Source organism: Cupriavidus sp. D39, from assembly GCF_026627925.1.
GTDB lineage: Bacteria > Pseudomonadota > Gammaproteobacteria > Burkholderiales > Burkholderiaceae > Cupriavidus > Cupriavidus ulmosensis.
The window spans coordinates 3318640-3340037 of the sequence record NZ_JAPNLE010000009.1 but is presented as its reverse complement, the minus strand read 5'-3'; the positions used below and the strand labels follow the sequence as shown (position 1 = coordinate 3340037).

16 protein-coding genes, 1 tRNA gene and 3 pseudogenes are annotated in these 21398 nt (G+C 67.0%); 12 read left to right on the top strand and 8 right to left on the bottom strand.

Annotation, left to right across the window (positions count from 1 at the left end; all coding sequences use genetic code 11):
• Nucleotides 1-38: 38 nt before the first annotated feature.
• Together dprA and OMK73_RS27725 are read right to left on the bottom strand one after the other, a co-directional pair.
• On the bottom strand, nt 39-1112 hold the full coding sequence (gene dprA, locus OMK73_RS27730; protein WP_267606537.1) for a DNA-processing protein DprA: 1074 nt from the start codon (nt 1110-1112) through the stop codon (nt 39-41).
• On the bottom strand, nt 1100-2272 hold the full coding sequence (locus OMK73_RS27725; protein ID WP_267604844.1) for a LysM peptidoglycan-binding domain-containing protein: 1173 nt from the start codon (nt 2270-2272) through the stop codon (nt 1100-1102). The genes dprA and OMK73_RS27725 overlap by 13 nt, the downstream gene beginning before the upstream one ends.
• A 162-nt stretch (nt 2273-2434) precedes the next feature.
• On the opposite strand from OMK73_RS27725, the gene def reads away from it, so the two are divergent.
• From def to OMK73_RS27680, 9 genes and pseudogenes are all read left to right on the top strand, one after another.
• Nucleotides 2435-2950: a peptide deformylase gene (gene def / locus OMK73_RS27720; RefSeq protein ID WP_267604843.1), complete on the top strand. Its 516-nt coding sequence runs from the start codon at nt 2435-2437 to the stop codon at nt 2948-2950.
• A 111-nt stretch (nt 2951-3061) separates the two neighbouring features.
• A complete protein-coding gene (gene fmt / locus OMK73_RS27715; RefSeq protein WP_267604842.1) occupies nt 3062-4075 on the top strand; it encodes a methionyl-tRNA formyltransferase in 1014 nt (337 codons plus the stop codon).
• A 79-nt stretch (nt 4076-4154) separates the two neighbouring features.
• Nucleotides 4155-4795, top strand: a pseudogene (locus tag OMK73_RS27710) (LysE family translocator).
• A gap of 185 nt (nt 4796-4980) precedes the next feature.
• Nucleotides 4981-5841 (top strand): zinc metalloprotease HtpX, encoded by an 861-nt coding sequence (htpX, locus tag OMK73_RS27705; protein ID WP_267604841.1) that lies wholly within the window; start codon nt 4981-4983, stop codon nt 5839-5841.
• A gap of 231 nt (nt 5842-6072) precedes the next feature.
• Entirely contained in the window at nt 6073-7425 is a 1353-nt protein-coding gene (gene rsmB, locus OMK73_RS27700; protein WP_267604840.1) for a 16S rRNA (cytosine(967)-C(5))-methyltransferase RsmB, read from the top strand.
• 184 nt (nt 7426-7609) lie between these two features.
• Complete coding sequence (locus OMK73_RS27695; protein WP_267604839.1) at nt 7610-8341, top strand: DUF4390 domain-containing protein; 732 nt, start codon at nt 7610-7612, stop codon at nt 8339-8341.
• A gap of 37 nt (nt 8342-8378) precedes the next feature.
• Entirely contained in the window at nt 8379-10814 is a 2436-nt protein-coding gene (locus tag OMK73_RS27690) for a sensor histidine kinase (protein ID WP_267604837.1), read from the top strand.
• Between the two features lie 52 nt (nt 10815-10866).
• Nucleotides 10867-11571, top strand: a complete 705-nt coding sequence (locus OMK73_RS27685; RefSeq protein WP_267604836.1) for a response regulator — start codon at nt 10867-10869, stop codon at nt 11569-11571.
• A gap of 60 nt (nt 11572-11631) precedes the next feature.
• Nucleotides 11632-11707, top strand: a tRNA-Phe gene (locus OMK73_RS27680).
• A 246-nt stretch (nt 11708-11953) separates the two neighbouring features.
• Here OMK73_RS27680 and OMK73_RS27675 read toward each other — a convergent pair.
• Nucleotides 11954-12244 (bottom strand): hypothetical protein, encoded by a 291-nt coding sequence (locus OMK73_RS27675; RefSeq protein WP_267606658.1) that lies wholly within the window; start codon nt 12242-12244, stop codon nt 11954-11956.
• On the opposite strand from OMK73_RS27675, the pseudogene OMK73_RS27670 reads away from it, so the two are divergent.
• Nucleotides 12243-13042 (top strand): annotated as a pseudogene (locus OMK73_RS27670) (aquaporin). The gene OMK73_RS27675 and the pseudogene OMK73_RS27670 overlap by 2 nt on opposite strands.
• Here the strand turns inward: OMK73_RS27670 and OMK73_RS27665 are convergent.
• A complete protein-coding gene (locus tag OMK73_RS27665; RefSeq protein WP_267604835.1) occupies nt 13026-14771 on the bottom strand; it encodes a carbohydrate porin in 1746 nt (581 codons plus the stop codon). The pseudogene OMK73_RS27670 and the gene OMK73_RS27665 overlap by 17 nt on opposite strands.
• A gap of 477 nt (nt 14772-15248) precedes the next feature.
• On the opposite strand from OMK73_RS27665, the gene OMK73_RS27660 reads away from it, so the two are divergent.
• Both OMK73_RS27660 and rarD read left to right on the top strand, forming a co-directional pair.
• Nucleotides 15249-16382 (top strand): TRAP transporter substrate-binding protein, encoded by a 1134-nt coding sequence (locus OMK73_RS27660; protein ID WP_174424353.1) that lies wholly within the window; start codon nt 15249-15251, stop codon nt 16380-16382.
• 103 nt (nt 16383-16485) lie between these two features.
• Complete coding sequence (gene rarD, locus OMK73_RS27655) at nt 16486-17376, top strand: EamA family transporter RarD (protein ID WP_267604834.1); 891 nt, start codon at nt 16486-16488, stop codon at nt 17374-17376.
• A gap of 242 nt (nt 17377-17618) precedes the next feature.
• Here rarD and OMK73_RS27650 read toward each other — a convergent pair whose 3' ends face one another.
• The 4 genes and pseudogenes from OMK73_RS27650 to OMK73_RS27635 all read right to left on the bottom strand — a co-directional run bounded on the left by OMK73_RS27650 (nt 17619) and on the right by OMK73_RS27635 (nt 21108).
• Nucleotides 17619-18602: a 2-dehydropantoate 2-reductase gene (locus tag OMK73_RS27650; protein WP_267604833.1), complete on the bottom strand. Its 984-nt coding sequence runs from the start codon at nt 18600-18602 to the stop codon at nt 17619-17621.
• A gap of 46 nt (nt 18603-18648) precedes the next feature.
• A complete protein-coding gene (locus OMK73_RS27645) occupies nt 18649-19413 on the bottom strand; it encodes a class II aldolase/adducin family protein (RefSeq protein WP_267604831.1) in 765 nt (254 codons plus the stop codon).
• Nucleotides 19414-19624: 211 nt separating this feature from the next.
• A pseudogene (locus tag OMK73_RS27640) lies at nt 19625-20591 on the bottom strand (DUF2272 domain-containing protein).
• Between the two features lie 238 nt (nt 20592-20829).
• A complete protein-coding gene (locus OMK73_RS27635; RefSeq protein WP_006162250.1) occupies nt 20830-21108 on the bottom strand; it encodes an HU family DNA-binding protein in 279 nt (92 codons plus the stop codon).
• Nucleotides 21109-21398 lie beyond the last annotated feature (290 nt).

The window sequence follows — 21398 nt, the reverse complement described above, 5'->3', positions numbered from 1 at the left end:
GAAATCCGTATTTTGGCCCGCGGTCCTGGGATCGCCCACTAGCTTACACGCCGATAGACATTGCCCGGCAGGCGCTCCACCGCGCCCGCCAGTTCCAGGGCCAGCAGGCTGGCCACCACTTGCTCGGGCGGCAGGGCGGTGCGCGCGCACAGCGCGTCCAGCGTGACGGGGTCGTGGGTGAGCGTCAGGCCGAGGACATCGTCGAGCGCCGGCATAGGTGCCGGCGCCACCGGCCGGGCGGCATCCCCGGCCATGCCAAGTTCCTCGAGCACGTCCTGCGCGGTTTCCACCAGCTTGGCGCCCTGGCGGATCAGCAGGTGGCAACCCTTGGACAGTGGCGCATGGATCGAGCCGGGAATGGCGTAGACCTCGCGCCCCATCTCGGCCGCCAGCCGCGCCGTGATGAGCGACCCCGAGCGCGCCGCCGCCTCCACCACCAGCACGCCGCGCGCGAGCGCTGCGATGATGCGGTTGCGTTGGGGGAAGTGGTGGCTGCGCCCGGGCATGCCGAGCGCGAACTCGCTGACGATGGCGCCATGGGACGCGATGCGGTGGGCCAGGTCGCGGTGGCGGGCAGGGTAGACCAGGTCGGCGCCGGTGCCGATCACCGCCACGGTGCCGCCAGTGCCCTCCAGCGCCCCCTCATGGGCCGCGCCATCGATGCCCAGCGCGAGCCCCGACACCACGGCCAGCCCGGCGCCGGACAACACGCGGGCGAAGCGCCGCGCGTCCTCCACGCCCTGCACGGTGGCGCTGCGCGCGCCGACCATGGCAATGGCCGGGCCGCCAAGCGCTTCCAGCCGGCCTTTGACGTACAGCACCAGCGGCGGGTCGGACAGATCCAGCAAGGGGCGGGGATAGGCGGCGTCGGCCAGCGTCACCACATGGTTGCCGGGCTCGGCGGCCCAGGCCACGGTGCGCTCGACCAGCGCCATGGTGACGGCATCGGGCGGTGCCAGCAGTGCCCGGGCATGCTTCTCGGGAATGACACCCGCCAGTGCGCTGACGGTTTGCGCCAGCAGTTGGTGCGGCAGGCCGAAGATGGCCAGCAACTGGCGCAAGGCGCCGGTGCCCAGGCCGCGGGCACCGGTCAGCCCGGTCAACGCGGCGATGTCACGCGGTCGCCCACCTCGATCGCGTTCGAGGCATCGGTGACCAGGGCATAGGCCACGCCGGGAAACACGCGGAACACGAAGGCCAAGCCATAGCGCTCGTCGGGCAACAGGATGGCGCGGTTGCCGTCCGTGCGATCGCGCACCACCTGGCCGGCGCGCGACAGCGCGAGCACGTGGCCGGGCTCGAGGCCCGCGGCGGTGCCGATATTGAGCACGACCACCTGCTTGGCGCCGCCGAACTGCACGCCGCCGTAGACCGCCGCGATGCGGCCATCGAGCATGACATCCGGCGCACGCGGCACATAGCGCACCGGCTCGCGCGCCGGCTGGGGCATCAGCAAGGTGCCGGAGCCCATTTCCTGCTGGGCCTGGGTGACCTTGACGGTGGTTACCGCGTCGAAGCCTTCCGGCAGGCGCGACACGCGGACATTGCCCTGGTACTCGGCCTCGTAGCCCAGCACGACGCCGGTGACGGGATCCTTGATCGGCTTGACCGGCTTGAAGGCCTGCCAGTCGCTGCCGACCACCGCCTCGGGCGGGGAGACGCCGCGCGCGTAGGCGGTGTCGCCCATGCCCAGGTAGACCCGCGACTCGGGCAGGGCGATGATGCGCGCCGAGGTCTCCAGCGTGCCCTCGTCCACCACCAGCGGGCGGATCAGGAATGGCTCGACGTCCTTGGCGGAAATGCTGGCGATGGCGCCATCGGGCGCGCCTTCGCTGCGCACGCCCGGCGTGAGCCGCACCGTGCCGCCGGCATCGGGGCTGGTGGAGAGCCAGGCGCGGCCGTCGCGCTGAATCAGGTACAGGACCTGGCCGGGATAAATCAGGTGTGGATTGCGGATCTGCTGCTGGTTCATGCCCCACAGCTCGGGCCAGCGCCAGGGCTGGCGCAGGAAGCGCCCGGAGATCCCCCAAAGCGTGTCGCCCCCGCGCACGACATACTGCTGGGGCGCGTCCGAAGCCAGGTCGGCGACGGCAATGCCTTGTTGCGCGGTGACGGTTGCCTGGGCCCGCTGGGCCGGGGTGACGGTAAGATCGGCGGCATGCACTGGTGCCCCTGTGAGGGCAGTGATTCCGGCCGCACAGATTATCCAACGGGCAAACGCGTACGGCCTGCGGCCCGGCGCCGCCTGGTATTCTTTGGTAAGATCGCGCATTTTCTCGAACCGGCTGGCAGAACAGCCGGATTGACCCTGGAGAGCGTGCCTGTTGCGGCGCGCCTTGAATTTTTGTACTTGCGCCCCGATTCTGCATGTAAACACCCGTAGCCGCAACGCGCGGGTCACATGTGTGAGCCGCAGGCGTTGCGCCCCAGCATCATGGCTAAACTCGATATCCTGACCTACCCCGATCCCCGCCTGCATACCGTGGCAAAACCGGTTGCCGTGGTGGACGACCGCATTCGCCGCCTGGTGCAGGACATGGCCGAGACCATGTACGAAGCCCCCGGCATCGGCCTGGCCGCGACCCAGGTGGACGTGCACGAACAGGTGGTGGTGATCGATATCTCCGAGACCCGCGACGCGCTGCAGGTGTTCATCAACGCGGAGATCGTCTGGTCCAGCGACACCCGCAAGGTGGCGGAAGAGGGTTGCCTGTCGGTGCCCGAGGTCTACGACCGCGTCGAGCGCCCGGACCATGTGCGCGTGCGCGCCCTGAACGAGAAGGGCGAGCCCTTCGAGATCGAAGCCGACGACCTGCTTGCCGTGTGCATCCAGCACGAGCTGGACCACCTCAAGGGCAAGGTCTTCGTCGAGTACCTGTCGCCGCTCAAGCTCCAGCGCATCAAGGCCAAGCTGGCCAAGCTGCACAAGCGCGAGCGCACCCGCATGTAAGGCAGCCGGCGCCGGCCGCGCTCCGGTACCGGTCTGCTATCGTATTGCCTTCCCGATGAATCAAGTTACCGGCCGCTGATGCGGCCGGTGCCGCTTATGCCGGAGCGCGCCATGTCCCAAGCCGCAAGCCCATCCCAAGCGCTGCGCGTTGCCTTTGCCGGCACGCCCGAATTCGCCCGCGTGGCGCTCGAAGCCATCCACGCCGCTGGTTTTCCGGTGGTGGCGGTGCTCAGCCAGCCCGACCGGCCGGCCGGCCGCGGCCTGCAGCTGCAGGCCAGCCCGGTCAAGCAGTACGCGCTGGAGCAGGGCCTGGGCCCGGTGCTGCAGCCGCGCTCGCTGCGCCGTAACGGCAAGTATCCCGAAGAGGCCGGCGCCGCCGTGGACACGCTGGCGCAGATCGCCCCGGATGTCATGGTGGTGGCCGCCTACGGCCTGATCCTGCCGGCCGAGGTGCTGGCGCTGCCGCGCTACGGCTGCCTGAACATCCATGCCTCGCTGCTGCCGCGCTGGCGAGGCGCCGCGCCCATTCACCGCGCCATCGAGGCCGGCGACGCGCACACCGGCATCACGCTGATGCAGATGGACGAAGGGCTGGACACCGGCGCGATGATCCAGGGCGAAACAGTGCCGATCGGCCCCGATGACACCACCGGCACCCTGCACGACACGCTGGCCGCGCTCGGCGGGCGCATGGTGGTGCAGGCGCTGCGCCGCCTCTGCGCGGGCCAGCCGCTCGCCGGCACGCCGCAGCCGGCCGAGGGCGTGACCTATGCCGAGAAGATCGCCAAGGAAGAAGCGCCGCTGGACCTGCGCCGCCAGGCTACGGTGCTGGCCGCCCAGGTGCGCGCCTTCAACCCGTTCCCCGGCGCCACCGTGCAGGTCGGCGAGACCGTCATCAAGTGCTGGCAGGCCCAGCCGCTGGCGGCCACGGCCAGCCACCCGCAGGCGCCGGGCACCGTGCTCGCGGCGGATGCCGACGGCGTGGTGATCGCCTGCGGCGAGGGCGCGCTGCGCGTGACCGAGCTGCAAAAGCCGGGCGGCCGCCGCGTGCCGGCCCAGCAGTTCCTGCAAAGCATGCCGCTGCCGCCGGGTACCCGCTGCGCCGTGCCTGGAGGCACGGCATAATCGCCCTGCGCTTGCGGCAAAGCCACCAGGGCTGACTTGCCGGCAGCGCGCTTTGCGTCCCATTCACCGGCAGCCAACCATGCTCGGCATTACTGACCTTCCCTTGTTCGTCGGCGCGGTATTCCTGCTCAATGTGACGCCTGGCCCGGATACGGCCTATATCGTCGGGCGCAGCGTGGCGCAGGGCAGGGCGGCGGGCGTGGTCTCCGCGCTCGGCGTCAGTGCCGGCTGCTGCGTGCACTCGCTGGCCATCGCCTTTGGCCTGACCGCCTTGCTGGCGGCCTCGGCCACCGCCTTTACCCTGATCAAGTTTGCCGGCGCAGCCTACCTGGTGTGGCTTGGGCTACGCCTGGTCTGGCAGCGATCCGCGCCCCCAGCGCAGACGAGGCCCCGGCCGCGCAGCCGGGCACGCGCGGCCTGCGCGCTTTGTTCATGCAGGGCTTCCTCACCAATGTGCTGAATCCAAAGGTGATCCTGTTCTTCATTTCCTTTTTCCCGCAGTTTGTCGATCGCCACGCCGAGCACCAGGCCCTGGCATTCCTGGCCCTGGGCGGCGTCATGGTGGCGATGTCGACGCTATGGAACAGCCTGGTGGCATGGATGGCGGGTACCCTGACCCGCCGCGCCAGCGAAGTGCCGCTTCTCAAGTGCTGGCTGGATCGCATTGTGGGCGTGGCCTTCATCGGGCTGGGCGCGCGCCTGGCCTTCGCCCAACGCTAGGGACGGTTGCCGAACACGCCGGGGCAACGAACGGCCGCGGCGCCTGCTGCCCTTTTTTAGGCAGGCTGCGGTTGAATTTCCGGGCCGGGGTACTATCTAAACAGCACCGCGTCACGCTTTCCGTAGCACGGCCAGCCCGGCCACCCGGTGTGCGCGCGAGGATGATTTTTTCGGAGATCAAGACAATGTTCAACTGGGTCAAGACCTTCATGCTGATGGCCGCCATCACGGCGCTGTTCATCGTCATCGGCGGCATGATCGGCGGCCGCAGCGGCATGATGTTCGCGCTGATCATGGCGCTGGGCATGAACTTCTTCTCTTACTGGTTCTCGGACAAGATGGTCCTGCGCATGTACAACGCGCAGGAAGTCGACGCGAGCACCGCACCGCAGTTCTACGGCATGGTGCAGGAGCTGGCGCAGCGCGCCCAGCTGCCGATGCCGCGCGTGTACCTGATCAACGAGGATGCGCCCAACGCCTTTGCCACCGGCCGCAATCCGGAGCATGCCGCGGTTGCGGCCACCACCGGCATCCTGCGGGTGCTGTCGGAGCGCGAGCTGCGCGGCGTGATGGCCCATGAGTTGGCCCACGTGCAGCACCGCGACATCCTGATCTCGACCATCGCCGCCACCATGGCCGGCGCCATCGCCGCGCTGGCCAACTTCGCCATGTTCTTTGGCGGGCGCGACGAGAACGGCAACCGCTCCAACCCCATCGCCAGCATCGCGGTGGCAATCCTGGCCCCGCTGGCGGCCTCGCTGATCCAGATGGCGATCTCGCGCGCCCGGGAGTTCGAGGCGGACCGCGGCGGCGCCACCATCAGCGGCGACCCGCAGGCGCTGGCGATGGCGCTCGACAAGATCCACCGCTATGCGCAGGGGATTCCGTTCCAGACGGCGGAGCAGCACCCGGCCACGGCGCAGATGATGATCATGAACCCGCTCTCTGGCGGCGGCATCGCCAACCTGTTCTCCACCCACCCGGCGACCGAGGAACGGGTGGCGCGGCTGATGCAGATGGCCCAGACCGGCGTCTATCCGGTGTAAGCGCGGTCCAAGCGCGGCCTAAGCGCGATCCAGGCCCCCGCGCTAGCCCCTCGCCGCGGCCAGCCCGGCGCAAAAACGCCGGCCCCCGCCCCATACAGGGTAAACTGCCCGCCGTGCTTCCCCGGAAGCGGCGGGCAGTGTGTTTTGGCCTCGCCCGGCCTTGCCGCCAGTCCTCGCCGCTTGCGGCTTGCCCCCTGCCACCCCGTTTCACCGTCTCACTGCCCCACTGTCATGCGCCTGCAACACGAATCCCTCGCCTTCCAGATGCTCGCCGCCGCGGCTGCCGTACGCGGCGTCAATGAAGGCAGCGCGCTGCCGCTGGCCATCGAGAACGCCGCCGCCCAGTACCGCCTGGACCGCGTGCGCGACGCCGCCGCGCGTGGCGCCCTGCAGGACCTGGCCTACCGCACCATGCGCCAGTTCGGCACGGCGCGCGCGCTGGTCACCAAGCTGGTGACCCGGCCGCCCGGCGCGCTGGTGGATTCGCTGCTGGCCGTGGCCCTGGCGCTGCTGGTCGAGGACGAGCAGGGCGAGGGCGGCTATACCGAGTTCACCGTGGTCGACCAGGCCGTCAGCGCGGCGGCCTCCGAGCCCAAGACCGCGCACGCGCGCGGGCTGGTGAACGCCGTGCTGCGCCGTTTCCTGCGTGAACGCACGGCACTCCTGGCCGAGGTGCGCCAGGATGACGAAGCGCGCTGGAACCTGCCCGCATGGTGGCTGGACGCGCTGCGCAAGGCGTACCCGGACCAGTGGACCGCACTGGCCGAGAGCGCCAATGTGCGCCCGCCCATGACCCTGCGCGTCAACACCGCGCGGGTCTCGGTGCCTGACTACCTCAAGCGCGTGCTCAATGCCGGCATGGCGGGCGTGGCCATCGGCCCGCAGGCCGTGCGGCTGGTACGCGCGTTCCCCGTGTCGCAGATCCCCGGGTTTGCGGAGGGCGATGTCTCGGTGCAGGACGCCGGCGCGCAAATGGCTGCGCCACTACTGGACCTGGCCGACGGCCAGCGCGTGCTCGATGCGTGCGCCGCGCCCGGCGGCAAGACCGGCCATATCCTGGAACTCGCTAACGTAGAAGTCACCGCGCTCGAGAGCGACGCGCAGCGCGCCACGCGCATCGACGAGAACCTCGCGCGCCTGGGCCAGCAAGCCACCGTGGTGGTAGGCGACGCCAGCCGCCCGCAGGACTGGTGGGACAACCGCCAGTACGACCGCATCCTGGCCGACGTGCCGTGCTCCGCCTCGGGCATCGTGCGCCGCCACCCGGACATCCGCTGGCTGCGCCGCGAGGTGGATATCCCCCGCCTGGTCACCGAGCAGCGGCGCATCGTGTCGCAGCTCTGGAACCTGCTCAAGCCGGGCGGCATCCTGGTCTATGTCACCTGTTCTATTTTCCCAACGGAGAACGAAGAGCAGGCGCGCTGGTTTGGTGCACAGCTACCAGATGCGATACGATTGCAGGCGCCCGGCCAGATGCTGCCCGGTAGCAAGGATCAGTTGGCCGGTGGCGGAAATGGCAGCCAGGAAGGCCTGCCCACCGATCACGATGGCTTCTTCTACGCCCGTTTCCAGAAACGACCCTGACCGATCCCAATCGATCCCAATGCCGAACCCGCTTCGCTTGTTCGTCCTTCGCGTCCCAGACGACAGTGCGTGCGTGCCCCTTGCGGCAGCTGGTGCAACTGGTGCTGCTGGTGCAATAGCCGGCCCCGGCCCGGCATGCAGCGCGCGCGCGCGGCTGGCGTCGTGGTGGCTCGCGGCGACGATCATGCTCGGCGTGCTGATGACGCTGATCGCGCTGCCGGGCGCGGCACGGGCCGACGGCATTGAAGTCAACGAGGCCCGCATCGAGTACCAGGACGGCGGCTTCGACCTGGCCGCGAGTTTCGATTTCGATCTGCCGCCGCCGCTTGAAGACGCGCTCAACAAAGGCATCTCGCTGTATTTCGTCGTCGATTTCCAGCTCACCCGCCCACGCTGGTACTGGTTCGACGAAAAGCCCGTCAATGCCAGCCGCAGCGTGCGGCTGTCCTACCATCCGCTCACGCGCCAGTACCGCGTTTCCACCGGCGGCCTGCAATTGCCGTTCATGCGCCTGAAGGGCGCGCTGCAGTTCATCCAGCGCGTGCGTGGCTGGCGCGTGTTCGAGCGCAATATGGTCAAGCCGGGCGAGACCTACCAGGCCGAAGCGCGCATGCGCCTGGACCTGACGCAACTGCCCAAGCCGTTCCAGATCAATGCCGTCAACACGCGCGAGTGGAACCTGGCGTCGGAATGGCGGCGCTTCAACTTCACCGTGCCGACTGAATTCCCGCCGCCGACCGCGCCCACGCCAGCGCCGCAACTCGTGCCCGTACCGGTGCCGCCACCCGTGCCGGCGCCGGCGTCCGCCGCATCCGCCCCGGTGGCCGGCGAAACGCGCGCGGTGCCGTTCGCGCAGACCGTATCGACCGTGCTCTCTCCCACCACCCTGGTGCAGCCGGCCGCAGGCCAGCCATGAGCGCGCCCCCAGCCTTTGGGACAGCCGGTTCCGGCGCGTGCTTTACCGCGTCGTGGCGGGCATCATCGTGTTCCTGGCGCTGGTGCTGGTAGCGCTGCTTGCCGGCGCCTCGGCCAATACCGAATTCTTCGATCGGTACTTCACGCTGCTGTTCAAGATCAACCTGGTGATCGGCATCCTGCTGGTGCTGATCATCGGCGCGCTGGCGCTGACCTTGTGGCTGCGCTATCGCCGCGGCAAGTTCGGCACGCGGCTGATGACCAAGCTCGCCGTGTTCTTCGGCGTGGTGGGTGTGCTGCCCGGCGTGCTGATCTACCTGGTGTCCCTGCAGTTCGTCTCGCGCAGCATCGAGTCCTGGTTCGACGTGCGGGTCGAGACCGCGCTCGAGGCCGGCCTCAACCTTGGCCGCTCCACCATCGACAGCTCGCTGTCGGACCTGCAAGGCAAGGCGCGGCTGATGGCCGACCAGCTCACCAGCTCGCCCAATGTCGCCACTTCGCTGCAGCTCAACCGGCTGCGCGAGCAATACGGCGTGCAGGAAGCCGCCATCTTCACCGGCAGCGGCCGCGTGATCGCCACGGCGTCGAGCAACTATGCGTCGCTGGTGCCGGACCTGCCCTCTGGCGTGCTGGCCGAGCAGGCCCGGCTGGCCGGCGGCTATGCCGCGGTGGAAGGGGGCACCGATCCGTCGGTCGATAGCCATCACCAGCCCGAGCGTACCGATGGCAGCCACCTGTACCTGCTGCGCGTCATCGTGCCGCTGGGGCCCGCGCCCACCGCGCCCACCGCGCAAACCGACGCAGCCACAGCCGCGGATAGCGCCAGCCGGCCCGCGGGCAAGCCGCCCCTCAATGCCGCCAGCCGCTGGGCCGGCTCGGGGCTGTCTGTCGAGCGCCGCCCCGAGGACGCCGCATCGTCCGGCTTCGGGCTGGTGGGCGACACGGTGCGCGAGGAGCGCTACCTGCAGGTCGTGCATCCGGTGCCGGCAGCGTTGGCGCGCAATGCCGACGAAGTCCAGCGCGCCTACCAGGAGTACCAGGAAAAGGCGCTCGGCCGCACCGGCCTGCGCAAGATGTATATCGGCACACTGACGCTCACGTTGTTCCTGGCGGTGTTCATTGCCGTGATGCTGGCGCTGTTGCTCGGCGGGCAGCTGGCGCGGCCGTTGCTGATGCTGCTGCAAGGGACCAAGGAAGTGGCCGAGGGCGACCTCTCGCCCAAGCGCGAGCTCAAGAGCCGCGACGAGCTCGGCATGCTGACCCAGCAATTCAACATGATGACGCGCCAGCTGTCGGAAGCGCGCATCGCGGTGGAGCAGAACCGCAGCGCGCTCGAGAAATCGACGGCCTATCTCGAGAGCGTGCTGCAGAACCTCACCGCCGGCGTGTTCGTGTTCGATCGCCGCTTCGTGCTGATCACCGCCAACCCCGGGGCCGAGCGCATTTTCCGCCAGCCGTTTACTGGCGCGCTGGGCCAGCCCATCGACAGCATCCCGGCCCTGGGCGAGTTCGGCGACATCGTGCGGCAGGCCTTCTCCGAGCAGAGCACCAGTGAAATGCTGGGTGGCGCGCAGCACTGGCAAAAGCAGATCGAGCTGCCGCAGGGCGACGAGGAACAGGCTCTCACGCTGCTGGTGCGCGGCGCGCGCCTGCCGGGCGGGCGCGGCGACGAGCGCGACGAACCCGGCTACGTGGTGGTATTCGACGACATCTCCGATGTGATTTCCGCTCAACGCTCGGTAGCGTGGGGCGAAGTGGCTCGGCGCCTCGCGCATGAGATCAAGAACCCGCTGACCCCGATCCAGCTCTCGGCCGAGCGCCTGCAGATGAAGCTCTCGCCCAAACTGGAGGGCGCCGACGTCGATGTGCTCAAGCGCGGCGCCACCACCATCGTCAACCAGGTGGCGGCCATGAAGCGCATGGTCGACGACTTCCGCGATTACGCGCGCACGCCGCCAGCGCTGTTGCAGTCGCTGCAGCTCAACGGCCTGGTCGCCGAAGTGCTGCATCTCTACGGCATCGACGACACGGGCACGCACGAGCATGCCGTGATCCATCCGTCGCTGGCGGGCAGCCCGCCTGAAATCAAGGGCGATCCGACGCAACTGCGCCAGGTGATCCACAACCTGCTGCAAAACGCCCAGGATGCCGTGGCGGACAACGTAAGCGCGGCTAGGGCGGCGCCCCATATCGCTCTGCACACCGAGACTGTAGAATACAAAGATTCTGCCGGCGAAGACCGGCAGGCCGTCAAGCTCACCATTGCGGATAATGGTCCCGGCTTCGCTCCGCGCATCCTTAGTCGCGCGTTCGAGCCGTATGTGACCACCAAGGCCAAAGGAACAGGCCTGGGTCTTGCGATGGTGAAGAAGATCATTGACGAACACGGCGCACGCATCGAGTTGCGCAATCGCATGGAGGGCTCCGAAATCATCGGGGCGCAGATCTCCATCCTGTTCGTTAAACTGGCATAGTCAATGTGCGGCCCCGAACCCGGCAAGCCGCGGTGGGGTCAAGAGGGGAAGTATGGCAACCATCCTCGTAGTCGACGACGAAATGGGTATCCGGGAGTTGCTCTCGGAAATCCTCAGCGACGAAGGCCATGTGGTCGAAGTGGCAGAAAACGCGCAGAAAGCGCGCGAGTACCGTGCCGGCAATACGCCTGACCTGGTGCTGCTTGACATCTGGATGCCCGATACCGACGGCGTCACGCTGCTCAAGGAGTGGTCGGCCCAAGGCTTGCTCTCCATGCCCGTCATCATGATGTCGGGGCACGCAACCATCGATACCGCGGTGGAAGCAACCAAGATTGGCGCGCTCAATTTCCTCGAGAAGCCAATTGCCTTGCAAAAGCTGCTGTCGGCGGTCGAGCAGGGCCTGGCGCGTGGCATCGAGCGTCCGCGCTCGGGCGTGGCCGCAGGCGCGGCGCTGCCCGCGAGCGGCAATGGCGAGGGCACTGCGGCGATTGCGGCGGAAAGCGCCGCCGAGACCGCCAACGGCAGCCCGCAGCGCTTGCCCGAAGCCGAGATGCATTTCTCCTTCGACATGCCATTGCGCGAAGCACGCGACCTGTTCGAGCGCGCCTACTTCGAATACCACTTGCTGCGCGAGCACGGCAGCATGACCCGCGTCGCCGAAAAAACCGGCCTCGAACGCACCCACCTGTATCGCAAGCTCAAGCAGCTTGGCGTGGAACTCGGCCGCAACAAGCCGGAACCTGCGGAACAATGATGCGGTGATGCACGCAGCGCTTGACCGGGTCGAAAAGCGCTGCTATGATTTCGCTTCTTTGGCCCGGTAGCTCAGTCGGTAGAGCAGAGGATTGAAAATCCTTGTGTCGGCGGTTCGATTCCGTCCCAGGCCACCAGCATTACGAAAAAAGCCCGAGATCTGAAAAGGTCTTGGGCTTTTTTCATTGTGCCCATGGTTTCATCGCTGCCCTTCAGGCCTTTCAGGCGCGTCCAAGAGACGAAGCCTGGCGCGCGCAACAACTTCCTCATCCCACACGCATGTAGCCGCTCAGAACACGGCCAGGACGCGTCTATCGCCTCCTTTGCAGGGGCACGCCTCACGCAGGCCGGACCTTGCAATATCGCCTGCCACCGCCTAATGTTCAGGCACGAATTTCTTCATCCAATGCCATCGCGCCCGCGATTATCGGCATTGCGCCAATTACCCCGAAAATCCGCCTTTCGCATTTGGTCCTGACCTCCGATTTTCGCGATGTCATGTCACCATCCATGCCATCCCGATAGCGATTCAGCAAAACACGCTGCGCATTCGATACTCCCGGTTCATTCAAAACAAGCCGCACATGCATTGACGCTGAAAGGCGAAAAACGAAACACTGCGCGGTCCTGCCTATCACTGCAAACCCGATGCACGCGCCTTCCCCCGATGCCATGGCCGAACCCGTCCACGCTGCCGAACAGCACCGCGCAAGCGTACCTGCGCCTGCGAGCACGCTCTGTCAGCGCCTGGTTGCGGAAGGACTCGGCACGGCGCTTCTGGTGGCAGTGGTGGTAGGCTCGGGCATTCGCGCGCAGCAGTTGGCCGGCGGCAATGTCGCGCTGGCCTTGCTGGCGAACTCGCTGGCCACGGGAGGCGGGCTGATTGCGTTGTTGCTCGCGCTGGGGCCGGTCTCGGGGGGCACTTCAACCCGGTCGTCACGCTCTCGGCGATGGTGCGCGGCGCGCTGCCGGCGCGCGATGCCTGGCGCTACGGGCTGGTACAGATGGGCGGCGCCATTGCAGGGGTCGCCTGCGCGCATGTGATGTTTGGCGAGCCGATGCTGGCCTGGTCGGCGCAAAGCCGGACCGGACCATCGATGTGGTGGAGCGAGTTCGTCGCCACCTTTGGCCTCATCAGCGTGGCGATCGGCACCGGGCGCAGCCGGCCCGCTCTCGTGCCGTTCGCGGTGGCGGGCTATATCACGGCGGGGTACTGGTTCACGGCATCGACGTCATTCGCCAACCCGGCGCTGACCCTTGCGTGCGCGCTGACGGCAACCTTCACCGGCATTCGCGCCATCGATGTGCCGGGCTTCGTGCTGGCGCAGATAGCGGGCGGGCTGAGCGCCACGCTGGTCTTCCACTGGCTGCTGCGAGCCCCGGCTGTGCTGCCGGGCCGTGCGCCGATTACGCGAAAGACGCCATGGCGAGCAGCGGCCACAGCGGCTATAGCGCCTACCAGCGGCGATTGAGCTGCACGCCGAAGATAGAGCCTGAGGTCTGCGAAGCCCAGGTATCGGTGGGCGAGGCAAAGGCGATGCCGTCCACGTCGTTGGCCTTGCTGTAGGTGTAGAAGGCGCGCAGGTTGGCATTGCCGGCCGCCTTGCCAAGCGTGAAGGTAGGCGCCACGGTCACCGCCGTGCGCTGTCCGCTGGCGCCGAAGCCCGAAGAGATCTGGTCGTGCGCCACCTCGAAGGTCAGCTTGAACTGGTCACTGGCGATATAGGCGGGGCGCACGCGCGTGGCCATCCATTGCAGCGTGCCAACCGGCGAGCGGTCGAACTGCATGCTGGACTCGACCGAGCCCGCCATGCCCAGCCCCGAGCGCTGCTTCCACTCCATTGATTCGGCCACGCGTACGCGCGACAAGGCGGGCCCCATGCCGGTGTAGCCCGTCAACGCGTTACGGCTGCCCTCGCCAAACTGCATGCCGAAGCGGTTGGTGCCGGCGAGCACGCCTTGCTGCTCGTGCATGGCCGACACCCACCACGCGCTGCCGGTCTGCTGGATCAGCGGCTGCGCTTCCACACGCGTATAGCCCAGTTGCACCGAGCCTTTCTCGTTGGTGGCGATGGGCGCGGTGCGCAGCGAATGATAGCTTGGCAGGTTGGCGCCATTCAGGTCATTGCGCGCGGTGTACTGGTAGTTGAGCGCGATGTCGCCAAAGCGTGCATTGTCCACCCCGAAACGCATCGCCGGCGACGTGGGCGGCAGCAGCCCAGACGACATCAGGAACGACGAGTTCTCGCGCCGGCCGGCCCACATGGTGGCGCCGTCCAGCACCGACAGGCCACTGACCGAGGTATAGATCTGCGGCAGCAGGGCATAGGGATCGACCGCGGCCGGGCGGCCATTGATCGAAGTGGCATCGGTCCCCTTGGCCTGCGCCACCAGTTGCACCTGCGCGCCGCCGTCGAGCGAGAACAGGGACTCCTTGACCTTGACCTCTCCGGTGCTGCGGCACGCGAGCCCGCCGCCGATGCCGGTGGACAAGGTGCCACCGCCAGCGCAGGCACGGGTGGCGGTGGTGCGATCGTCATACGCGGCGCGCCCGCTGTAGCCAAGCCGCCAGACCTGCTCGCCGGCAGGATCGTGGGCGGGCAACTGGGAAACCAGCGCATAGCTTTCACCGGCCGCTGCCGGCGTGTCGGCAGCCTCGCCCTCGGCGGGCTTGGCGACATTCGGCGGGGCGTCCGCCACGAACTCGCCAAGGCGCTTGGGAAAGAACACTACGGGCGGGGCAGGCGCGACAACCGGCTCCGGGGGCAGGGGTGGATCGGGCGGGCCGGCGAGCTCCATGCCGTCGTCATCCAGGCCGGCATTGGCCCAGGTGGCAGGCGCGGGCGGCTCCGGCAGGGCGGAGGCGGGCGTGGGCGAAGCTCCCTCGGCAGCGGCGGCTCCAGGCGCTCCAGGCGCTTCGGGCGCTTCCTGTGCGGCAGCCGCGGCAGGGGCGTCGGGGGCCACCGGGGCCGGGGCGGCTTGTTCACCCGCGATCAGGGCTGCCAGCGGGTCTGCTTCGGGCGGGGTTGCCGGACTCTGCATCGCCGCGGGCGCGGCCTGCGCATCGGCTGCCGCCAGGTTTGGCCCCGTCCCGGTCTGCGCGCACGCGTTCAGTCCCCAGACGGCCAGCACGGCAACGGCGAGGCAACGCGAGCGGAACGCCGGCAGGCGGCCGGAGGCGGGCGAGGCGGCAAACAACATAGGACAAGACCAGTAAGGCGTGATTTTTTAACAGTCGACCAATTGGACAGCAAGCGGGGTTACAAAATCCGCAGCGGGGGCGTCGTTCTCACCATATGGAATACATCGCTTGCGTCACCTGGCACGTCACGGCGCAGCCGTACCAATGGGAGCGCAGCGGGATGACAGGACGATGTGCAGCACCCTCTGAATCTGCACTTTCCTAGCGAAAACCCGGACTTGCACGGCCCCCGTGGCGAAAGGGCCACCGCTATAATCACCTGGCCTGTCCAACGGGTACGGATCGGCCCTCGAGCCTGTTACGAAGGCATGCCAGGATACGCCACGTTCCTGCTATGTCTCCGTAACAGGCTCATTGTTGCGCGGCCGCCGTACCCCGGCTGCCTGCGCGTCACGGTACAGAGCGGGATGCCCACGCATGACGCGGGCGTGCCCACCCCTGCTGCCGCACTAGAAATCTATAAAAGAGGAGAAGTCATGGAACGTCGTTCCTTTCTGTTGAAGGCATCGGCCGTGGCCGCCACGGGTGCGCTGGCCGCGTGCGGCAAGGAAGAAAAGGCTGCTGCGCCGGCCGCCGCCGGTGCCAGCGCACCGGCCGTGATCGGCAGCAATCCGGCCGTGGAATGGCGCCTGGCTTCGAGCTTCCCCAAGTCTCTCGACACCATCTACGGTGGCGCCGAGCTGCTGTCGCAACGGGTCAAGGAACTCACCGACGGCAAATTCAACATCAAGGTCTTCGCCGCCGGCGAACTCGTGCCGGGCCTGCAGGTGCTGGACGCGGTGCAGAACAATACCGTGCAGATCGGCCACACCGCCGGCTACTACTACTTCGGCAAGAACCCGACGCTGTGCTTCGACACCACCGTCCCGTTCGGCCTGACCTCGCGCCAGCAAAATGCATGGATGATGCAGGGCAACGGCATGAAGCTGATGCGCGAGTTCTTCAAGGAATACAACGTCGTCAACTTCCTGGGCGGCAACACCAACGCGCAGATGGGTGGCTGGTTCCGCAAGGAAATCAAGACGGTTGCCGACCTGCAGGGCCTGAAGTACCGCATTGCCGGTTTCGCCGGCGTGGTGCTGTCGCGCCTGGGCGTGGTGCCGCAGCAGATCGCTGGTGGCGACATCTATCCCGCGCTGGAAAAAGGCACCATCGATGCGGCGGAATGGGTCGGCCCGTACGATGACGAGAAGCTCGGCTTCTACAAGGTTGCCCCGTACTACTACTACCCGGGCTGGTGGGAAGGCAGCGCGCAGCTGTCCTTCTACTCCTCGGCAACCGAGTACGAGAAGCTGCCCGCGCTGTACAAGCGCGCGCTGGAAACGGCCACCATCGAAGTCCACACCAACATGATGGCCAAGTACGACGCGGTCAACCCGCAAGCGCTGGCCCGCCTGCTGGAAAACGGCGTGAAGCTGCGTCCGTTCTCCAAGGAAATCATGGAGGCCTGCTTCAAGGCCACCCAGGACGCCTACGCAGAGGAAACCGCCAAGAACCCGTCGTTCAAGAAGATCTACGACGACTGGCGCGTCTTCCGCAACAACGAAGCAGCGTGGTTCAACGTGGCCGAGCAAGCATTTTCGCAGTTCAGCTTCGCGCGCAAGCTGTAAGTGCATTGCCGCCTCCCGCGAGGTGGCGCAAGCCAGCCATAAGCCCGTGCCCAGCACGGGCTTTTTTACGCCGGTAGAATCCCCCGATTCCTTGGGACTCTTCATGCAAACCGGCATCATCTACGCGCTGCTCGCCTACATCGTCTGGGGCTTGCTGCCGCTCTATATCAAATCCCTCCACGGCATCGCGCCAATGGAGATCCTGCTGCACCGCATGGTGTGGTCGCTGGTGTTCCTGGGGCTGGTGCTCACCTGGCGCCGTCACTGGGGCTGGCTGCGAGGAGTCTGGACCAATCCGCGCCTGCTGGCCGGCTTCGTTGCCAGTGCGCTGCTGCTGAGCGGCAACTGGTTTCTCTACATCTGGTCGGTATCGAACGGTCGGGTGGTGGACGCCAGCCTGGGCTACTTCATCAATCCGCTGTTCAACGTGCTGCTGGGCGTGCTGTTCCTGCATGAGCGGCTGCGTCCCGGCCAGTGGGCCTCCATTGCCCTGGCTGCGGCAGGCGTGGTCTGGCTGACCGTGGCCGCGGGCCAGCTGCCCTGGATTGCGCTGGCGCTGGCCGCCACTTTCGGCGGCTACGGGCTGCTGCGCAAGACCGCCACGCTGGGCGCGCTGGAAGGCCTCTCGCTGGAGACCATGCTGCTGTTCCCGCTGGCGGCAAGCGCGCTGGCTTACCTGTTCGCGACGGGCCAAGCCGACTTCCCCGAGGTCGGCGGCGGGGTGCAGTTGCTGGCGCTGCTCGCCGGGCCGGTCACCGCCGTCCCCTTGCTGCTGTTCGCGGCCGGCGCGCGGCGTATCCCGCTGTCCTTGCTGGGGCTGCTGCAGTACACCGGCCCGACGCTGCAGCTGCTGCTCGGCGTGTGGCTCTGGAACGAGCCGTTCCCGGCCAGCAAGCAGGTCGGCTTTGCGATGATCTGGATATCGCTGGCTGTCTATGCGATCGAGGGGATATGGGCGGGGCGCCAGCGGGCGAAGCTGGCGACGCAAGGATGAAGAGGGGCCTCATGGAGGCCCCTTGATATTTACACCAATAATGAAATGTATTGTTGATTGCAAATGAACATTCTTCATGCGAATTAATTTTGCCTCTTTGCTGCCATCCACCCAAGCGAGCAATGCCTCAATGCTTGGCGGTGCGCGGCAAAATCATTCTTACCATTTATCAACAGACAAACCAACAAGATTAGTTGATTTATATGGAGAATAATAAAACCGATTCACCCCGCCAAACCCGGTCAGTAAAGCCCGCGTACCTGGGCATGTAGCCGTACCAACCCCAGCAGCGCATCGATGTTGGGGGTCGCGATCCCGACGTGCTCGCCAATTTCCCGCACCGATGCCACCAGTGCATCGATCTCCACCGGCCGCCCGGCCTCGGCATCCTGCAGCATCGAAGTCTTGAAGGCGCCCAGCTTGCGCGTGACCTGGCTGCGCTCCTCGCCGCTTTGCGCGATCGGGCAACCGATGACCGCGCCGATCTTGCTGGCCTCTTCCATCACCGCCAGGCAGAAACGATTGACCAGCGGATCGTCGAGGATGCGGTCGCAGGTGGCGCCTGTCAGCACGGAGACCGGGTTCATCGTCATATTGCCCCACAGCTTGAACCAGATGTCCTGCTGGATCGCGGCGCTGCGCTCGATCTCCAGGCCGCCGCTGGCGAGCAGGCTGGCCACGGCCTCGAGCTTGCCGGCTGCCATGGCCGTAGCGCCGCCCGCCGCGCCCAGGATCAGGCGCGCGCCGAAGCCGTGGCGCACCGTGGCCGGAGCCGGCGTGGAGGCGGTCAGGTGCACCACGCAGCCGATTACGTGTGCCGCCGGGATGGCGCGCGCAATGGCGCCTTGCGGATCCACGGCGCGCAGCGACAAGCCGGCATGCGGGCCGGGCCGCTCGAAGAACCACCAGGGCACGCCGTTCATCGCCGTCACCACCACCGTATCGGGGCCGATCAGCGGTCCGATGGTCTGCGCCAATTGCGGCAGCGCCGGCGCTTTCACCGCCAGGATCACCACATCTTGCGTACCTAGCGCTGCGGGATCGCTCTGCGCGTGAACCGCGAACGTCTCGCTGCGCTCGCCCTCGATCAGGGTCAGGCCTTGCGAGCGCAGCGCCTCCAGCGTCTGGCCGCGCGCCAGTACGTTCAGCGCCTGGCCGGAACGGGCCAGCCGCGCGCCGATAAAGCCGCCGACGGCACCTGCGCCGACGATGCATAGGGATGTCATGACTGCCTGCTCCTGCTCGTTTATTCTCGCTATGAATCAATGTTGGCTATTCACGATACGATTCATCGATACCGTCAATTTCCCGGGTCAGTGCCGCGAACACATCTTCGCCCGCGCCGAACTTGGGATTGAACTGCAACGAGTCGCGCGTGCACTTGCGCTGGATCTCCTCGGGCACCGGCAGCGCCGCCCCCATGGCCAGCGTGGCCAGCTGGATCTCGCACGCGCGGTTGAGCAGCCAGAGCGTGGAAAAGGTACGCGCAATGCTGTCGCCCCAGGCCAGCAAGCCATGGTTGCGCAGGATCACGGCGGGCTTGTCGCCGATATTGCGCACCAGGCGCGGCCCTTCGTCGTCGTGCACGGTGATGCCTTCAAACGGATGGTAGGCCACCTTGCCGAACAATTGCGCCGCGTAGAAATTGCTCATCGACAGGCCCTGCGCCGAACAGGCGACCGCCATGCCGGCCGTGGTGTGCGTATGCATGACGCAGTGCGCGCCCGGGATACCGGCGTGGATGGCGGCGTGCACGGTGAAGCCGGCCGGGTTGACCGGCCAGCGGCTCTCGCCGATGACCTGCCCCGCCAGGTCGATCTTCACCAGGTTGGAGGCGGTCACCTCCGCGTAGCGCAGGCCGAAGGGATTGATCAGGAAGTGAGGACTACCGCCATCGCCACCCGCCTCGGGCGGCAGGCGCAGCGTGATGTGGTTGTAGATCAGCTCGGTCCAGCTCAGCCGGTCGAAGATGCGGTAGCAGGCGGCGAGCTTGACGCGCGCCTCCCATTCCGCCGGGTGACAGTTGGCAATGGCCATGCAGGGTCTCCTCTCGGGTTGCTCGCCGCGTCGGTACGGGCGCTTTCAGTGTGCGGTTCAGGTGGGGTCGGACCATGATGCCGACACGGAGAAACCTCATGCCGACGCCCGATTAATTACCATGTTAATGATTTTGCGAGGCGGGTCAAGCGGGGGCTACCCGCGTTCGGCGGCTTGGCACAGGGCAACCAGCAACGCCTCAGGTTCAGGCTCAGGGCAGCGTGTTGCGCATGATCAGCAGCCACGGCATGTGCGTGTTGGTGACGCCGTCGATCATGCCGGAGTCACCCAGCTCGATCAGCTCCATCGACACCGATTGCTGGACATTGCCGCCAATGGCCTTGACCAGGCGTGCCGCCGGGTCGACCTCGACCACGATGTCGCAATGCATGGGCGTGGTGCCAAAGCCGATCTCGGCGGCGCTGTCGAGGTACCTGTCGCGCCCGCGCGCGGCGCAGATCACATCGCCCGGGCGGGGCATGGCGGGCAACGGCTCGATGCGGAACGCCGGCGCGGGCAGAATGCCGTCGCGCGCGTCCACCACGTACATCGAATGCGAATCGCCGGTCAGGAACTGGCGGTCGTCCAGGCCGGCCTTGCGCATTACCCAGGAAATGAACACGGCAGACCAGGCCCAGTTGCCCTGGGTGACCTGGCGGCACGTGACGGCCTTGCCCACGATGGCCCAATAGCGCTGGGCGAGTTTGCAGCCCTGGGGCGTGGCCTCCATGCCGGTGCCGTCGGGAAAGTGCAGGCAGGCCGCCTCGCTGCTCTCCTCGTCCTCACGGTCGGCGGACCGGTCCGCGGCATCCGTCCCATCCGCTTCGGGTCCGGCCACCGGCATGCCGGGCAATACGGGCGCCGGCAGCGGGCTGTCGGCCACGCACGCGGTGTCGTCGCGCCCCAGGCGCACGGTCTGGCCCCCCAGCGCTGCCATTCCTGCCAGGCGATCTCAACGATGCGCTGACGCTGCGTGGCGCCGGGCGTTGTCACGGGTCTTTCCGTATCGGGCAGGGGGTCGCCTGAGGCCGGGCGGGTGGGGTAGGCGTGGTGCAACCCGAGACCAGCGCGAGCGTCATCAGCAGGCTCAGGCCAAGCCGCCGTGCCTGTGGAAAATTTTGTGGGAAACGTTGTGAATAAAGCTGTGGAAATCTGCCGCGCGGCGAAGGAAGGTGCATGAGAGGCCTACTGAGCAGGACACCCTAGACCCTTGTATTTACTGAGGGAAGGCGCCGATAGGGCACTATCTTACCGGGCTGGCGGAGGGTGCGGCGTATACCGCGAAGCGGCAGGATAACCGCGGGTCAAACACTGTGGATAACGCGCCCCGCCTGGCGCTCACCCATGCCATCAGGCAACCGGTGGCGGCACGGCGGGGTTGATCCAACGGGGCTGGCACGAGACCGCCCGCGGGACTCACTGGTTCACTGCGTCCTTGAACTTCTGGCCAGCCTTGAACTTGACGGTCTTGGCGGCTTCGACCTTGATTTCTTCGCCGGTGCGCGGGTTGCGCGCCATGCGTTCGCCGCGCTCGCCCTGGCTGAAGGTGCCAAAGCCGATCAGGCTCAGGGTGTCGCCCTTGGCCACGGCTTCCATGATGGCGCCAAGCGTCACGTTCAGCGCTTGTTCTGCCTTGGCCTTGGTCAGGCCGTCCACGCCGGCCGCGATGGCGTCGATCAGTTCGGTTTTCGTCATGCTTCACTCCGTGTCGAGTTGATAAAACAAGGACGCCTGGCTGGGCCGGCGCACTTCGCGCCGGCGTCGGCAAAGGCGCCGCGGGCCACATCATACCGTGTCGGGCCACGCCAACTGGGAACAGATTGTTACAGGGCATCCCGCTCCAGGCCGCGCTGGCTGGGGCTTTGTGGGGATTCGGGGGTGCAAGCCGAGCCTTCGCGAGCGTCAGGATGGGCCTCAGGCGAGTTAACGCACCCAGGTGTCCCAGAGGGCATCCACACCTGCAAAACGGCTCCAGAGGCCTTGTG